Source organism: Bradyrhizobium sp. USDA 4541, from assembly GCF_024171085.1.
Lineage (GTDB): Bacteria > Pseudomonadota > Alphaproteobacteria > Rhizobiales > Xanthobacteraceae > Bradyrhizobium > Bradyrhizobium australafricanum.
The window spans coordinates 3,628,067-3,643,287 of sequence record NZ_JALJZF010000001.1; the positions used below are offsets into that span (position 1 = coordinate 3,628,067).

The window sequence follows — 15,221 nt, forward strand, 5'->3', positions numbered from 1 at the left end:
CGCACTGTATCCAAGGGGACTGGCGGATGGATGCTCGATCGAGCATAGGGTCTGCATCGACCGCGACCCGAGCACACCGAAAGAATCTGGACGCCGGCGCAAGCCGGAGGCTCGTCGCAGCGGCGCTGGCGTTCGTCTCGGGTGCCGCCGGCCTGATCTACCAGGTGATCTGGATCAAGCAGCTCTCGCTCGTGGTCGGCGCTGATGTCTACGCCATCACGACCGCCGTGAGCGCCTTCTTTACCGGCCTGGCGTTGGGCGGCCTGATCTTTGGTGGAAGGGCTGACCGCGCCAGCCAGCCGGCGAAACTCTACATCGCGATCGAGATCGGCATCGGCATAACCGGCGTCGCCACCACATTGATCCTGGCGAATATCGCGCCGGTCTTCGTGGCGATCGAGAGCGCGAGCGGCCTGCTCGCATGGGCCATGGTGTTCGTTCTGGTCGGCATCGCCCCGCTTCTGATGGGTGGAACGCTGCCGGTCCTTGTGCGCGCGGTGCTGCAGAATTCCGGCGATGCCGGCCGCGTCGGTGGCCGGCTATACGCCGCCAACACCGCCGGCGCGATTCTTGGCGCTCTGCTGCCGATGTTTGTCCTCATTCCGCTGTTCGGGGTGCAAGGGACCTCGATCGCGGCGGCGACCCTCAATGTCCTCGCGGCGGCGGGGGCAACGGTGCTCGGCCGGATTCCCCTGGCGTCGGCGAGGATCAAGCCTGCCGGCCGCGCGGCGGCGCATCAACCGCGTCGGGTCGGATTGGCCGTCGCCCTCTACGCCGCCGCCGGCGCAATTGCCCTCGGCTATGAGGTCATCTGGTCCCAGTCCATCGTTCAGTTCATGAGTACGCGCAGTTTCGCGTTTTCCGTGGTGCTTGCGACGTACCTCGCGGGACTCGCGGCGGGTGCCGCGATCGTTGCGCGCGTGATCGACCGGATCCGCGATTCCTGGAGTGTCTTTGGCCTTCTGATCGCGGGCGCCGGGTTCCTGGCCTTGATCGAGATCGCGGCACTGGGCCATTGGCTCGTGGTCGCGCAGACGGCGACCGAGGCGTTCGTGCTCCGCCTTACCGAAAACCAGTTCGCCGGCATGTGCGCCCGCTTCGCGGTGGCAGCGTTCTGCATCGTATTCGTGCCGACCTTGCTGCTCGGGGCGGCCTTTCCGGTGGCGCTGCGTCTGGTGGTGCGGGATGCGCACATCGGGCAGGACGTTGGCGCCGTCGTGGCGGTCAATACCCTGGGCGGTGTAGGCGGCGCGCTTCTCACCGGCTTCGTGCTTCTGCCCTGGCTCGGGCTTGTCCACACCCTTGCATTGCTCGCAATCGGTGCCGGCCTGCTGGGTGTCTTGGCCTGCTGGGGCGGTCGCTCGAGCCGCACCGGTGTTGGACTGGCATACGCGGTCGGCGCAGCCTGCATCGTCGCTGCGGTCGCCACGCCGTCCGACCGATTTGCCCAATTGTTGCCGGCAGCGCGGTCGGGAAAAATCATGTTCTATGAAGAGAGCCCGGGTGGGACCGTTGCGGTGGTCAACACCGGCCGCTTCCGCCGGCTCTATATCCAGGGCGTATCCAATTCCGGCGACGCCATGCCGTCGCTGCGCTACATGCGGCTGCAAGCGCTCCTGCCTCTCATCATTCACAATGGCGAGCCGAAATCAGCCCTGGTGATCGGCTACGGTACGGGCATTACGGCCGGCGCTCTCTCGCAATTCCCTGCTCTCGACAGGAGGGTGGTGGGTGAGCTGCTCCCGGCGGTCCTTCGTGCGGCTCCGATATTCGACGGCACCTTCAACGCCGCGTCCGACCCGGGATTGGAGAAGCGCTTGGGCGACGGCCGTCGCCTCCTGCAGCGCGAGAGCCAGACCTACGACCTGATCACGCTGGAGCCGCCGCCGCCATCGGCGGTGGGCGTCGTCAATCTCTATTCTCGCGATTTTTATCGTCTGGCTTCGTCGCGACTGAACGACGACGGGATTGTCGCGCAGTGGTTGCCGCTGCCAACGCAGAACGACGAGGACACGCGCGCACTGGTTCGCAGCTTCATCGATGTGTTTCCGTACGCGTCTCTGTGGACATCGGAGCTGCATGAAATGTTGCTTGTCGGGTCGCGTCGTCCGATTCAGTTGGATGCGGAGCGCATCAGCGCGAGATTCAATCAGCCCGAGACGTCTGCGGCGCTTTCCGCGGTCGGCGTCAACTCGGTCGCGGCGCTGATCGCAACCTGGATCACCGACCGCGACGGGCTCGTGCGCTACGCGGCGGACGCGCCGGCGGTGACGGACGACAGGCCGCGGATCGAATACGCGACATGGGTTCGTCCGGACGAGTTCAGCCGGACGATTTCGCACATCTGGCAGTACCGTAGCGAACCGCCGCTCAAGGGAGCGGACGAGCAATTCACCGCTTCTCTGCTGAGCGAAAGGCGAGATCTTGATGCGTTCTATCGTGCCGGCCTCAGCGCCTATGCGGGCAACCGGCAGGCCTACGCGCGCGAGATGGCGAGCCTCAGCCAAGCGGCGAGACGGAACCCCTATTACAGGTGGTTTACGGGGTCCAAGGAGCCGTAGTGCAATGTCAGATCACGCCGCAACACAGTTAGCGGCCGCCCCGGCGCGGCGAACTGCCAAGGACTCCGCGGCGCGCGAGGCCGTGCTCGATCTCAAGGCGCGCATCGGCAAGTCGGTGCTCGGGCAGGATCATCTGGTCGAGAGCATGCTGATCGGGTTGCTGGCCAACGGCAACCTTCTGATCGAAAGCCTGCCGGGACTAGCAAAGACGCGGGCGGTGAAGACGCTGGCGAAGAATCTTGCCGCGGACCTGTCGCGCGTGCAGTTCACGCCGGATCTGCTGCCGTCGGACGTGACCGGCGCGGAGATCTACCTGCAGACCGAGAAGGGCGGCCAGTTCCAGTTCCAGAAGGGGCCGATCTTCGCCAACCTCGTGCTCGCGGACGAGATCAACCGCGCGCCGGCCAAGGTGCAGTCGGCGCTGCTGGAAGCGATGGAAGAACGTCAGGTCACCGTTGCCGGCAAGACCTACAAGATGCCAGACCTGTTCATGGTGCTCGCCACCGAGAATCCGATCGAGCAGGAGGGCACCTATCCGCTTCCCGAGGCGCAGCTCGACCGCTTCCTGATGCATGTCGTGATCACCTATCCCGACGAGGCGACCGAAGGCGAGATCATCAAGCTCAATCGCGCCGAGAATGCGCGGAAACCGGAAGCCGGAGCTGCCGAGCCGCCGCCGGTGCCGCAGCAGGCGATCCTCGATGCGCGCGGCGAGCTCGATGGCATTTTCGTCTCCGACCTCGCACAGAAATATATCGTCGACCTGATCTATGCGACGCGGTTTCCCGGCCGCTACGGCGAACCCCTGAGTAAATGGATCCAGATCGGCGCCAGCCCGCGCGGCAGCCTTGCCATCGACCGCTGCGCGCGGGCGCGCGCATGGCTCGACGGGCAGGATTTCGTCACGCCCGACCACATCCGCGCCGTCATCCACGACTGCCTGCGGCACCGGCTGATCCTGAGCTACGAGGCCGTATCGCAGGGCATCAGCCCCGACCAGGTGATCGACAAAATCACCGAGCTTGTCGCTGCAGCGTGAGGGCCATGATGACGGAGACATCAGCCAGAACGTCCGGTGTCTACGTCAGTCTCGACGACCTGATTGCGCTCGAATTCAGGGATCGCAGGGTTTCGTTCCTGCCGCGCCAGCCGGTGCATAGTCTGCTGTCGGGCCGGTTCGCCTCGCGCATGCGCGGCCGCGGGCTGAACTTCGAGGAGATCAGGGACTATCGCCCGGGTGACGATGTCCGCGAGATCGACTGGAAGGTCACGGCGCGGCTGCAGAAGCCGCATGTGCGCGTCTTCAACGAGGAGCGCGACCGTCAGGCCCTGCTCGTGGTCGATCAGCGGCTGTCGATGTTCTTCGGCAGCCGGCGCGCCATGAAGTCGGTCACCGCGGCCGAGACCGCCGCGATCGGCGCCTGGCGTGTGCTCGGCGTCGGCGACCGGATCGGCGCGATCGTGTTCAATGACAGCGATGTCGTCGAACTGGCGGCGCGGCGCAGTCGGGCGACGGTGTTGCAGATATTGTCCACCATCGTCGCGCAGAATCAGGCGCTCGGCGTCGGCCGCGGCATCGTCCCGGCGTCAGGTATGCTCAACCGGGCGCTCGAGCATGCCGAGCGGCGGACGATGCACGACGCCACGGTGATCCTGATCAGCGATTTCGATGGCGCCGATTCCGCGACGCGCCGGATGATCGGGGCGATCGCCCGGCATAACAACGTGGTCGCGGTGCTGGTCCACGATCCCTTGCAAAGCGATTTGCCTGCCTCGAGCCGGATGACCGTCACCGATGGCGAGCTGCAGATTCAGCTCGAAGTCGGCCGCGAGAGCGTCCGCAAGAGTATCGCGCAGGCGTCGCAGGAGCGGCTGCGCGGCGTATTCGCGTGGACGCGCGAGCTTGGCATTCCGGTGCTGCCGCTGAGCACAGCCGAGGAAACGGCGCCGCAAATCCGGCGTCTCCTGGGCGGGCTGCCGGCCCGGCACGGACGCGGTGGCGGTCACGCCCGAGCGGAGGCGGCTCTTGGCTGATCCCCAACCCGTCATTGTGGATCCCGTCGCGGGCCTGATCGATATCCCGCTGCCCCCGTCGGTGAGCCTGCTTCCGGCGACATGGGCGTCGCGGATCGTGATCGTGCTGGTTGCCGCAGGCGTTGTTGTTGCGACGTGGCGCCTGCTGCGGCGTTTCCGCGCCAACCGCTATCGGCGCGCGGCGCTCGCGGAGCTTGACCGGCTGCTGCAGACACAAGGCGGCGTCCCGGAGGGAATGGCCGCGAGTCTTGCGCTGCTGGTGCGGCAGACCGCGCTCGATGCCTTTCCGCGCGAAACCGTCGCGCCACTTGCCGGCGCGGGCTGGCTTGCGTTCCTCGACCGTAGCTATGGCGGGAACGAATTCTCGCAAGGCGCGGGACGGCAGCTCGCGACCGCGCCGTACAGGCGGACGACGGCGGATGCCGCCGATCTAATGGCGCTGCAGGATCTGGTGCGGCGCTGGATCAGGGGGCACCATGTTTGAGTTCGCATGGCCCTGGATGCTCGCGCTCCTGCCGCTGCCGATCCTGGTGTGGTGGCTGCTGCCGCCGTATCGCGCGCGGCAGGCGTCCGTGATGGTGCCGTTCTTCGACCGCCTTGCGGCGGCAACCGGACAGACCCCGCAGCGCGGCGCCGTCGTGCTGCAGCGGCGGCGCATCCAGATGGTGACGGCCGCATTGATCTGGGCGCTCGTCGTCGCGGCGCTGGCGCGGCCGCAATGGGTCGGTGATCCCGTCACGCGCGAGGTTTCGGCGCGCGATCTGATGCTCGCGATCGATATCTCCGGCTCGATGGACCAGCGCGACTTCCGCGGCAGCGATGGCGCGACGTTGACGCGGCTCGACAGCGTCAAGCGCGTGGTCGCGGATTTCATCGCGCATCGGCACGGCGACCGCGTCGCGCTGGTGCTGTTCGGCACCAGGCCCTATGTGCAAGTACCGTTCACGCAGGATCTGCAGACCGCGACCGCGCTGTTGGCGCAGACCGAGGTCGGCATGGCCGGACAGCAGACTGCGATCGGCGACACCATCGGGCTTGCGATCAAGACCTTCGAGACAAGCAAGGCGCGACAAAAGCTTCTCGTCCTGCTCACCGATGGCAACGATACGGCGAGCCGCGTCCCTCCGGAGCATGCCGCCGACATCGCGCACCAGAACGGCCTCGTGATCGACACGATCGGCGTCGGCGATCCGGCCGCGACCGGCGAGAACCGCGTCGATCTCGGCGTCCTGCGGTCGGTCGCCGCCACGACCGGCGGCCATTTCTACCGTGCCGAGGACGGTGCGCAGTTGCAGGCGATCTACGCGGACATCGACCGTCTCGCGCCGGCCAAGCTCGATACGCTGTCATGGCGGCCGAAGCAGCCGCTGTTCCAGTGGCCGCTCGGCGCCGCCGTGGTGCTGTCGCTGCTGCTGTGGCTCGGCCTTTCGCTGGAAAGCGGGCTGGGACGAAGGGGAGCACCCGGCCATGCATGACGCGGCCGCGATTCCCTTCCATCTGCTGCGGCCGCTGTGGCTGCTCGCGCTGATTCCCGTCGCTGCCGTCTTCGCATGGGTGCGGTGGCGGCAGAGCCCGCTAGCGCAATGGGGCGGGGTGATCGCGCCGCATCTGCTCAACCATCTCATCGTGCAACCGGGGACGGGACGCGGCGTCAGCCCGCTTTATCTGGTCGCCGCCGCGCTGTCGCTCGGCATCGTCGCGTTGTCCGGCCCGACCTGGCGGCGTGAGCTGCCGCCCTTCGTCGAGGACAAGGCGCCGCTGATGATCGCGCTGTCGCTCGATGCAACGATGGAGCAGAGCGACGTCGCGCCGACGCGGCTCGAACGCGCCAAGCAGAAGATCAGGGATCTGCTTGCGGCGCGCGCCGGCGCGCGCACGGGGCTGATCGCCTATGCGGGCACCGCGCATCTGGTGATGCCGCTGACCGACGATCGCGCCGTCATCGAACCCTTTCTCGCCGCGCTTGCCCCGGGCCTAATGCCGTCGCCCGGGAAGAACGCCGTCGCGGCGGTGGCGCTCGCCGCAGAAGCGCTCGCGACCGAAACCGTTCCCGGCACGATCCTGCTTGTCGCCGACGACGGTGGCGACGAGGAGGGAGCGGTTCGCCAGGCCGCCGGACGGAACGGCCTGGTCAAGCTGAGCGTCACGCCGAACAAGGGCGAAAGGTTCGCGCTCGGTTCGGACGTCGTCCAGGTCAGCATCGACGACGCCGACATCGCGGCGCTCGAGCGCCGGATCGAAACCCGCTATCAGGCCGCGCAGGGTGACGCGTTCGGTACGCAATGGCGCGATGAGGGCTTTTGGCTGCTGCTGCCGATTGCACTGCTCAGCCTGCTCTGGTTCCGGCGCGGCACCACGGTGGCCTGGGTTGTCGCCTTCGTCTGTCTGTCGCACGTGTCATCCGCGAGGGCGGAGGAGCCGCGCCGTTTTGCCGATCTGTGGCTGACGCCGGATCAGCAAGGACGCATCGCGTTCGATCGCGGTGACTATGCGACCGCGGCCAAGCGCTTCTCCGATCCGATGTGGCGCGGCATCGCCGCCTATCGTGCGTTCGACTTCCTGACGGCTGCGCAGGAATTCGCGCATGTCGAGACGCTCGAGGGACGCTTTGCGCTGGCTAACGCCCAGGCGCAGAACCACGCCTATGAGAAGGCGATCGCCGCCTATGACGAGGTTCTGAAGATCGCGCCCGGCCATGTCGCCGCGAAGACCAACCGTGCCATCGTGGTGGCGGCGCTGAAGGCGAAAGAGGAGAAGCGGAAGAAGCAGGAGCAGGACGACAGCGCGCCGCCGGACGAGAAGGCCGACGAGATGCGGGTCGACCCGACCCAGAAGGGCGGCAAGCGGATCGAGGTGAAGCCGACGGATCTCACCACGGCCGGCGCCGCCGAAGCCTGGATGCGTCAGGTCCAGACCACGCCGGCTGACTTCCTCAAGCTGAAATTTGCGATCCAGGACGCGACGCGGCCGGCGGGGACGAAGCCATGAGGCACCCGCTCGCCGCCGTAGCCCTGATGATCGGACTGCTCATACCCTGCGCGGCGCTCGCCCAGCAAACCGCGCCGCAGCCGATCCTGCGGGTGACGATCGATCCGCCGCGCGTCGTGGTGGGGCAGGCGGCCACGCTGCGGATCGACGTGCTGGCGCCGAACTACATGACGGCGCCACCCGAGCTGCCCGACTTCCAGGTCCGCAATGCCGTGACCCGTCAGTTGCGGAGCATCAATGAAAACGAGCAGCGGGACGACCTCACCTATGCCGGCGTCCGGTTCGAATTCGCCATCCATCCGCAGGAGCCGGGCAGCTACGCGATCGCCGGCCAGGCGATCACCATCAAATACGCCGCCGAGCCGCCGGCGACGCGCGAGGCCACGCTCGCGCTGCCGCCGATCGCATTTGAGGCCTTCATCCCGGACGCGGCCTCCGCCCTGCAGCCGTTCCTGGCCGCGCGCAATCTGTCGATCGAGCAGACCGTCAACCGTTCGTCGGATCAGCTCAAGACCGGGGACGCCGTGACGCGGACCGTCACCGTCAAGGCCGAAGGCATTCCCGCGATGCTGCTGCCGCCGGTGAAGTTCACCACGTTCGACGGGCTCAAGCTCTATCCTGCGCAGCCGTCGCTCCAGGACAAGACCGACGGGCGCACCGATGTGCTGTCCTCGGCGCGCACCGACAGCGGCGTCTACATGCTCGAGAAGGCCGGCGACTATGTGCTGCCGCCGATCGACCTGCGTTGGTGGAACACCGGCGCGCAAAGCATCGATGTGGCACATCTCGACCCGGTGACGCTGCACGTGGAGGCGAACCCCGCAGCCGGCGCTGCGTCCTCCGTCGGCACCTCCGGCCCGCGCCGGTCATGGGGCGCGCTGCGCGATGTCGTCGCCGACCACTGGCTGTCGATCGCGCTCGTGCTCCTGGCGCTTGCCGGGCTCGGCTGGCTGATGCCGCGGATGGTGCGGGCGATCGCGGCGCGTCTTCGCCGGCGTCGCGAGGCCTATCTCCGCTCGGAAGCGTTCGCCTTCAGCGAGCTGCGGCGCGCCGCGCGCCGTGGCGATGCCAAGGCGGTCTACTTCGCGCTGCTCGACTGGCTGCAGCGGTTCGAGCCGGTCGCGCCGCAGCATACGGTCGAGGCGTTCAAGGCCGTCGCCCATGATGCCGCGCTCGATGACGAGATCGGCGCGGTCGAGCGCGAGCTGTTCGCGCCGTCTGCCGGCGCGGCGCGCTGGTCACCGCACCGGCTGCTGCGCCACATCGGCGGTGCCCGGCGCAGCATACGACACGAGACGGCGCGCGCCGCAAGGCACAGGGCGCCGGGACAACTCAATCCGGTTGACGATCGTGTGCTGTCGCTCAACCGGCAGAGGAGGCCTGCGAGATGAGCCGCGATGTTGGTGCCTTTGCCGTCTCGAAGAGATTGCTGCTGATCGCGTTGATCGCCCTGCCGCTCAGCGCGCTGGCGCCGGCGTGCGCGCTGAGCCAGGTCGATCCCTTACCGTCCTGGAAAGACGGCGCGGCGAAATCGGCGATCGTCGATTTCGTCGCGCGCGTCACGACACAGGGCGGGCGCGACTTCGTTCCGCCGGCCGAGCGGATCGCGACGTTCGACAATGACGGCACGCTGTGGACCGAGCAGCCGTTCTACTTCCAGCTCGCCTTCGCGTTCGACCGCGTCAAGGCAATGGCGCCGGAGCATCCGGACTGGAAGACGCGGCAACCCTTCAAGGCGCTTATCGAGAAGGACACCAAGGCGCTGGCCGCGAGCGGCGAGAAGGGCCTCTTGCAGATCGTGATGGCGACGCATGCCGGCATGACCACCGATGCGTTCGCAATTCTGGTGCGCGATTGGCTCGCGACCGCCAGGCATCCGCGCTTCAACCGGCCGTATGACAGCCTGGTCTACCAGCCGATGCTGGAGCTACTGGCCTATCTCAGGGCCAACGGCTTCAAGACCTTTGTCGTATCCGGCGGCGGCGTCGAATTCATGCGGCCGTGGATGGAGCGGGTCTACGGCATCCCGCCGGAGCAGGTGGTCGGCTCGTCCGGCGTGGTGAAATTCCAGATCGGCGCCGACGGCAAGCCCGTGCTGATGAAAGAAGCCAAGGTCGAGTTCATCGATGACGGCCCGGGCAAGCCGGTCGGCATCAACCGGTTCATCGGCCGCCGCCCGATCTTTGCGTTCGGCAACTCGGATGGCGACCTGCAAATGTTGCAATGGACCGTGGCGGGGTCGGGCGCGCGCTTCGCCGGCATCGTGCACCACACGGATGCGGTTCGTGAATATGCCTACGACCGGCAATCCAGGATCGGCAAGCTCGACAAGGCGCTGGATGCCGCCAGCGCGGGTGGCTGGACCGTGGTCGACATGAAGCAGGACTGGAAGGAGGTCTTTCCGCCCCTGACCGCGGCCGGCGCCGCGACGGAGGCGAAGCCATGAGCGGCTACGACATCTTCGCCTGGATCGTGCTCGTCATCCTAGTCGCGAGCGCGATCGGCGTGTTCTGCATCGCCGGCTGGCTGCCCGGGCACATCGCGAAATCGCGCAACCACCCCTATGCGCAGGCCGTGATGGTCGCCGGCTGGATCACCTTGATCTGCGGCTTTGCGCTGTGGCCGATCGCGTTCATCTGGGCCTATGTCGATGTGCCGGCGCCGCGCCGGGCGGGAGATGCGTGATGGGTGTCGCGATCTTCAACGTCTATCTTGTGCTGCTGTTCCTCTTGGTGCATTTCAAGATCGTGCGCTTCAACCTGTTCTGGAAGGCGTCTCCCTTCATCGTGCTGGTGTTGCTGCTGTTCGGCCTGCTGGTGCCGATGGGCTGGGGCGCGCCGCAGGGCTCGGCGCTGGTCGTGCGCAACGCAGTGTCGATCGTGCCTGACGTCGCGGGCGAGGTGACCGAGGTGCCCGTCGTCGCCAACGTGCCGCTGAAGGCCGGCGACGTCCTCTTCAAGATCGACCCGACGCCCTATGACGCGCAGGTCAAGGCGATCACGGCGCAGCTGAAACTGTCGAAGACGCGGCTTGCGCAGATGACGACGCTTTACGAACGCGACGCCGGGCGCGGCTTCGACGTCGAGCAGCGGCAGTCCGAGGTCGATCAGCTCAGTGGCCAGCTCGAGGCCGCGCAGTGGAACAGCGACAAGACGGTGGTCCGCGCGCCGGCCGACGGCTACGTCACCAACCTCGCGCTGCGCAAGGGCGCTCGGGTCGCGAACCTGCCGCTGTCGCCGGTGATGGCGTTCATCGACACCTCGAACACAATCATCGGCGTCGAGATCAATCAGATCGATGCGCGCTACATTGCGCCCGGGCAGGAGGTCGAGGTCACCTTCAAGTTTGCGCCCGGGCAGATTTACTCAGGGAAGGTCGAAAGCGTGCTGCAGGCGGTCGCGACCGGTCAGGCCACGACCTCGGGCACCGCCGTCCTCCCGAAGGCGATCGAGGCGGTGCCGTTCGTCGTGCGCGTCAAGCTCGATGATGCCGCGTTCGCCAACCGTCTGCCGGCCGGCTCGACCGGAACGGCGGCGATCTACACCGACCATCTGAAGCCGACCCACGTCGTGCGCCGCGTGATCCTGCGGCAGCTCGCGATCGTCAATTATGTGAATCCGTTTTGAGTGATGGAGATTGTCATGAAGCCATTGATCGCCGGAGGACTTGCGCTGATGATGGCGACCGTATCGGCATATGCCCAAACGCCGTCCAGCGATGATCTGAATCGCCGCCTGATCGAACGCCGCGCTGTCGAGGCTGTGATCTGGGGCATTCCCGCGGTCAACACCGATCTGATGCGGCAGGAGATGCTGACCAGGACGCCGGGCAAGGTGGGGCAGGTGATCTATTGGGGGCGTCCGCTTGATTGGCACAACCAGACGCTGACGCCGAATCCGGACGCGCTGTACTTCATGACGTTCTTCGACACGAGGAATGGTCCGATCGTGCTCGATCTCCCGCCTGGCGATGCGAACGGATCGTTCAATGGCAATATCGTCACGGTATGGCAGATGCCGCTCGAGGATGCCGGCCTGCTCGGCGTCGACAAGGGTGCCGGTGGCAAGTTCCTGATTCTGCCACCGGGCTATAACGGTCCAAAGCCCGACGGCTACATCGTGCTGCAGTCTGATACGTTCGGCGGCTACATGCTTTTGCGCTCCAACCTCAAGAGCCACGGCGACGCCGACGTCCAGGCCGCGATCGCCTACGGCAAGCGCATGAAGGTCTATTCCCTGGCGCAGGCGGCCAGCCCGCCGGCGACCGTGTTCAGCGACGTGAAGGACACCGATTTCGATTCCACCATTCGCTACGACGCGGCTTTCTTCGAGCATCTGAACCGGATCGTACAGGACGAGCCGTGGATCGACCGGGATCGGGTGATGATCGATAGCCTGAGGTCGATCGGTATCGAGAAAGGAAAGCCGTTCGCTCCGTCCGAGGCGATGAAGATGGTGCTTGCTTCGGCGGCGAAGGAGGCGGGTGACTGGCTGGCGGCGAAATACGACGCCGGCCTGCCGCCGTTCTTTTCCGAGACCAGCCGCTGGACCTTCCCGGCGCCGCCGGACGTCGTCAAGGCCTACTCCGACGGGTTCGCCGATCTGAACGCATACCCGACCGACAGCCGCGCTCTCGCTTACAGCTACGCCTATATCGGCATCAAGCGCCTGGGCGCCGGTCAGTTCTATGCGATCTCGATCCGCGACAAGGCGGGCGATGCCTTCGACGGCAGCAAGACCTATCGCCTCAACGTTCCGGCCAATGTTCCGGTCGCACAATACTGGTCGGTGACCGCCTACGATCGCGAGACCCATGCCCTGATCAAGAACGTCGCTCGGGCCAGCCGGTCCTCGCAAATCCCCGACCTGAAGAAGAACCCGGATGGCTCAGTCGACATCTATATCGGGCCGGCGGCTCCGGCCGGACAGGAGACGAACTGGCTGCCGACCGACCCCGCGCGCAAGTTCGAGCTGATGGCGCGCTTCTACGCGCCGAAGAAGGAATTTTTCGACAAGGTGTGGAAGCTGCCCGACGTCGAGCGGATCGCCACCACAACAGGCGGTTCAACGAAATGAAGCGCCGGGAATCAGCTATTGATACAACAGGGAGTTGTGTGATGAAGGTCCGTCTCTTGCTCGCCACCGCCGCCTTGGGGCTCGTTTGCGTTATCCCGGCATCGGCGCAAACCCAAGCGCCTTACGCGTTCGAGCGCGGCTATCCGACGGCGGATACGACCAGGCGCGCACGCGATGACGCCGACTTCCAGCGGGCGATCACCGCCTATCGGTTCTGGTATCCGACCGTGTCGGTCGAAGGCATCTTCAACGGTAACCGTGAGGTCGGCATCAAGGACGGCGAGAAGATGGGAATCGCAGCGACCGGGCCGCGCCAGGTCGGCTTCACGCTGAACTCCGATACCCCGTATGGTTCTGCTACGCTCGATCTGTCCAAGGGGCCCTACGTCATCGAGCTGCCGCCCGGCGCTTATATCGGCCTGGTCAACGACCATAACCAGAGCTGGGTGCAGGACCTCGGCCTGCCTGGTCCCGATGCCGGCAAGGGCGGCAAGCACCTCGTGCTTCCTCCCGACTACAAGGGCAAGGTCCCGGAGGGCTACTACGTCGGCCGCTCGAAAACCTATAAGAACCTTCTCGCTGTGCGGGCGCTGCCAGTCGGCGGCGACGTCGATAAGGCGATGCACGCGTTGCGCGCCTTGAAGGTCCATCCGCTCGGCAGCAACGCCAATCTTGCGATCGTCGATACGAGCAAGGAGAAGCTGGACAGTTCCTCGCTGCGTTGGGAGGACAACGGTCAGTTCTGGCAGGTGCTCAAGCGGATTGTCGACGAGGAGCCGATCGTTCCGTCGTTCCTGCCGATGTATGGGCTGCTGTCCGAACTTGGTATCGAGAAGGGCAAGCCGTTCGCGCCCGACGCGCGCATGACCGACATCCTCGCGCGTGCGGCCAAGGCTGGGCGCGACCAGATGCTGGTGTCGGCCTTCGACAGCGCACGGCCCGATCGTATCAACTGGCCGGATCGCAAATGGGAGTGGGTCGGCCTGACGCCGGGCAGCGCGCAATTCGAGACGCCGGCCGGCATGGATCTCGAGGCGCGCGACCGCTGGTTCGCGCAGGCGATCGTCACCTCACCGGCGATGTTCTGCCGCACGGCGGGCGCTGGCTCGCTCTACTGGATGAGTGTGCGTGACAACAACGGCGCCTTCCTCGACGGCGGCAAGAACTACACGCTGAGCATGCCGCAGCCGGTGCCCGGCAAACTGTTCTGGTCGGTCACGGTTTATGACACGGCGACGCGATCGCAGGTGCAGACCGATCAGGATCGCGGCGCGCTGCGCTCGATGTTCGAACTGAAGGACATCAAGGGCAGCGCACCGGCGCAGCTCTATTTCGGCCCTGACGCGCCCACAGGCCACGAGGCGCACTGGATCAAGACACAACCCGGCAAGGGTTGGTTCGCCTATATTCGTATCTATGGGCCGGAAGCAGCGGCCTTCGACAAGAGCTGGAAGCCGGGCGACTTCACCGAGGTGAAGGCTGCCACGGTCGGGAGCATGAAATGATGCTGCGGAATTTCCTCTTTGGTGGTGTCCTTTGCCTCGCGGGCCAGAGCACATCGCTCGCGCAATCGCCGGTGCCTGTTACGGTCGACAATTTTGCCCGTGCCGAGTCCGATCTCTATCTGGGCAATCTCGCCAAGGGGGTCGGCCTCGGAAAGCTCAACCATCGCCGCGAGCCGGCCAGCATCGACAACCAGACCATCATCCGGCTCAACCGCGATACGCTCTATACATCAGGGGTGTTCGACCTCGACGCCGGGCCGGTGACGATCACGATGCCGGACCCTGGCAAGCGCTATATGGCACTGCAGGTGATCAGCGAGGATCATTATGTGCCCGCGGTCTATTACGGTGCCGGCAAGCGCACGCTGACGCGCGACAACGTCGGCACGCGCTACGCGGTGGTCGGAATTCGGACGCTCGTCAATCCAAACGATCCGAAGGATCTCGAACAGGTCCACGCGCTGCAGGATGCCATCAAGGTTAGCCAGAAAGGCACCGGCAAGCTCGAACTTCCGAACTGGGACCCCGCCAGCCAGAAAGCCATTCGCGAAGCGCTGCTTGCGCTCAATGATTACACCGGAGGCTTTGCGCATGCTTTCGGACCCAAGGGGCACGTCGATCCTGTCAGGCATCTGATCGGCACGGCCGCCGGCTGGGGCGGCAATCCCGACAAGGACGCCACCTATCTGAGCATCACGCCTACGAAGAATGATGGCACGACGGTCTACAAGCTGACCGTCCGCGACGTCCCGGTCGACGGCTTCTGGTCGATCAGCGTCTACAACGCCAAGGGATATTTCGAGAAGAATCCCTATGACGCCTACACGCTGAACAACATCACGGCAAAGAAGTCCGCTGATGGCTCGATCGCGGTCCAGTTCGGCGGCTGCGACGGCAAGCTCCCGAATTGCCTGCCGACCATGAAGGGCTGGAATTACACGGTCCGGCTCTACCGTCCGCGTGCGGAAATCCTGAACGGCAAATGGAAGTTCCCGGAGGCGCAGGCGGTCAACTGAAGCGCGTGCGAATCCGCTAGGATGGCCTGAACGAAGTGGGGA

General features: G+C 65.8%; 13 protein-coding genes. All 13 read left to right on the top strand.

Going from position 1 to position 15,221, the window contains the following annotated elements; genetic code table 11:
• Window positions 1-26: 26 nt before the first annotated feature.
• Genes J2R80_RS17030 through J2R80_RS17090 form a run of 13 tightly spaced genes read left to right on the top strand, consistent with a single transcriptional unit; the run spans window position 27 to window position 15,179 of the window.
• Window positions 27-2,561 (top strand): fused MFS/spermidine synthase, encoded by a 2,535-nt coding sequence (locus J2R80_RS17030; protein ID WP_253638949.1) that lies wholly within the window; start codon window positions 27-29, stop codon window positions 2,559-2,561.
• A 4-nt stretch (window positions 2,562-2,565) separates the two neighbouring features.
• Window positions 2,566-3,600, top strand: coding sequence for a MoxR family ATPase (locus J2R80_RS17035; protein ID WP_245311888.1), 1,035 nt, complete (start codon window positions 2,566-2,568; stop codon window positions 3,598-3,600).
• An 8-nt stretch (window positions 3,601-3,608) separates the two neighbouring features.
• Window positions 3,609-4,595 carry a DUF58 domain-containing protein gene (locus tag J2R80_RS17040; RefSeq protein ID WP_253638950.1) on the top strand — a complete coding sequence of 329 codons (987 nt, stop codon included), beginning with the start codon at window positions 3,609-3,611 and terminating at the stop codon, window positions 4,593-4,595.
• On the top strand, window positions 4,588-5,079 hold the full coding sequence (locus J2R80_RS17045; RefSeq protein WP_253638951.1) for a DUF4381 domain-containing protein: 492 nt from the start codon (window positions 4,588-4,590) through the stop codon (window positions 5,077-5,079). The genes J2R80_RS17040 and J2R80_RS17045 overlap by 8 nt, the downstream gene beginning before the upstream one ends.
• Window positions 5,072-6,070 (top strand): VWA domain-containing protein, encoded by a 999-nt coding sequence (locus J2R80_RS17050; RefSeq protein ID WP_253638952.1) that lies wholly within the window; start codon window positions 5,072-5,074, stop codon window positions 6,068-6,070. Before J2R80_RS17045 ends, J2R80_RS17050 begins: the two co-directional genes overlap by 8 nt.
• Window positions 6,063-7,583 (top strand): VWA domain-containing protein, encoded by a 1,521-nt coding sequence (locus J2R80_RS17055; protein WP_253638953.1) that lies wholly within the window; start codon window positions 6,063-6,065, stop codon window positions 7,581-7,583. The genes J2R80_RS17050 and J2R80_RS17055 overlap by 8 nt, the downstream gene beginning before the upstream one ends.
• Window positions 7,580-8,974, top strand: coding sequence for a BatD family protein (locus tag J2R80_RS17060; RefSeq protein ID WP_253638954.1), 1,395 nt, complete (start codon window positions 7,580-7,582; stop codon window positions 8,972-8,974). Before J2R80_RS17055 ends, J2R80_RS17060 begins: the two co-directional genes overlap by 4 nt.
• Complete coding sequence (locus J2R80_RS17065; protein ID WP_253638955.1) at window positions 8,971-10,029, top strand: HAD family phosphatase; 1,059 nt, start codon at window positions 8,971-8,973, stop codon at window positions 10,027-10,029. Before J2R80_RS17060 ends, J2R80_RS17065 begins: the two co-directional genes overlap by 4 nt.
• Window positions 10,026-10,268 (top strand): DUF3302 domain-containing protein, encoded by a 243-nt coding sequence (locus J2R80_RS17070; RefSeq protein ID WP_057021056.1) that lies wholly within the window; start codon window positions 10,026-10,028, stop codon window positions 10,266-10,268. The genes J2R80_RS17065 and J2R80_RS17070 overlap by 4 nt, the downstream gene beginning before the upstream one ends.
• Window positions 10,268-11,209 carry an HlyD family secretion protein gene (locus tag J2R80_RS17075; protein ID WP_253638956.1) on the top strand — a complete coding sequence of 314 codons (942 nt, stop codon included), beginning with the start codon at window positions 10,268-10,270 and terminating at the stop codon, window positions 11,207-11,209. The genes J2R80_RS17070 and J2R80_RS17075 overlap by 1 nt, the downstream gene beginning before the upstream one ends.
• A gap of 15 nt (window positions 11,210-11,224) precedes the next feature.
• A complete protein-coding gene (locus J2R80_RS17080) occupies window positions 11,225-12,658 on the top strand; it encodes a DUF1254 domain-containing protein (protein ID WP_253638957.1) in 1,434 nt (477 codons plus the stop codon).
• A 41-nt stretch (window positions 12,659-12,699) separates the two neighbouring features.
• Complete coding sequence (locus J2R80_RS17085) at window positions 12,700-14,163, top strand: DUF1254 domain-containing protein (RefSeq protein WP_253638958.1); 1,464 nt, start codon at window positions 12,700-12,702, stop codon at window positions 14,161-14,163.
• On the top strand, window positions 14,160-15,179 hold the full coding sequence (locus J2R80_RS17090; RefSeq protein ID WP_253638959.1) for a DUF1254 domain-containing protein: 1,020 nt from the start codon (window positions 14,160-14,162) through the stop codon (window positions 15,177-15,179). The genes J2R80_RS17085 and J2R80_RS17090 overlap by 4 nt, the downstream gene beginning before the upstream one ends.
• Window positions 15,180-15,221 lie beyond the last annotated feature (42 nt).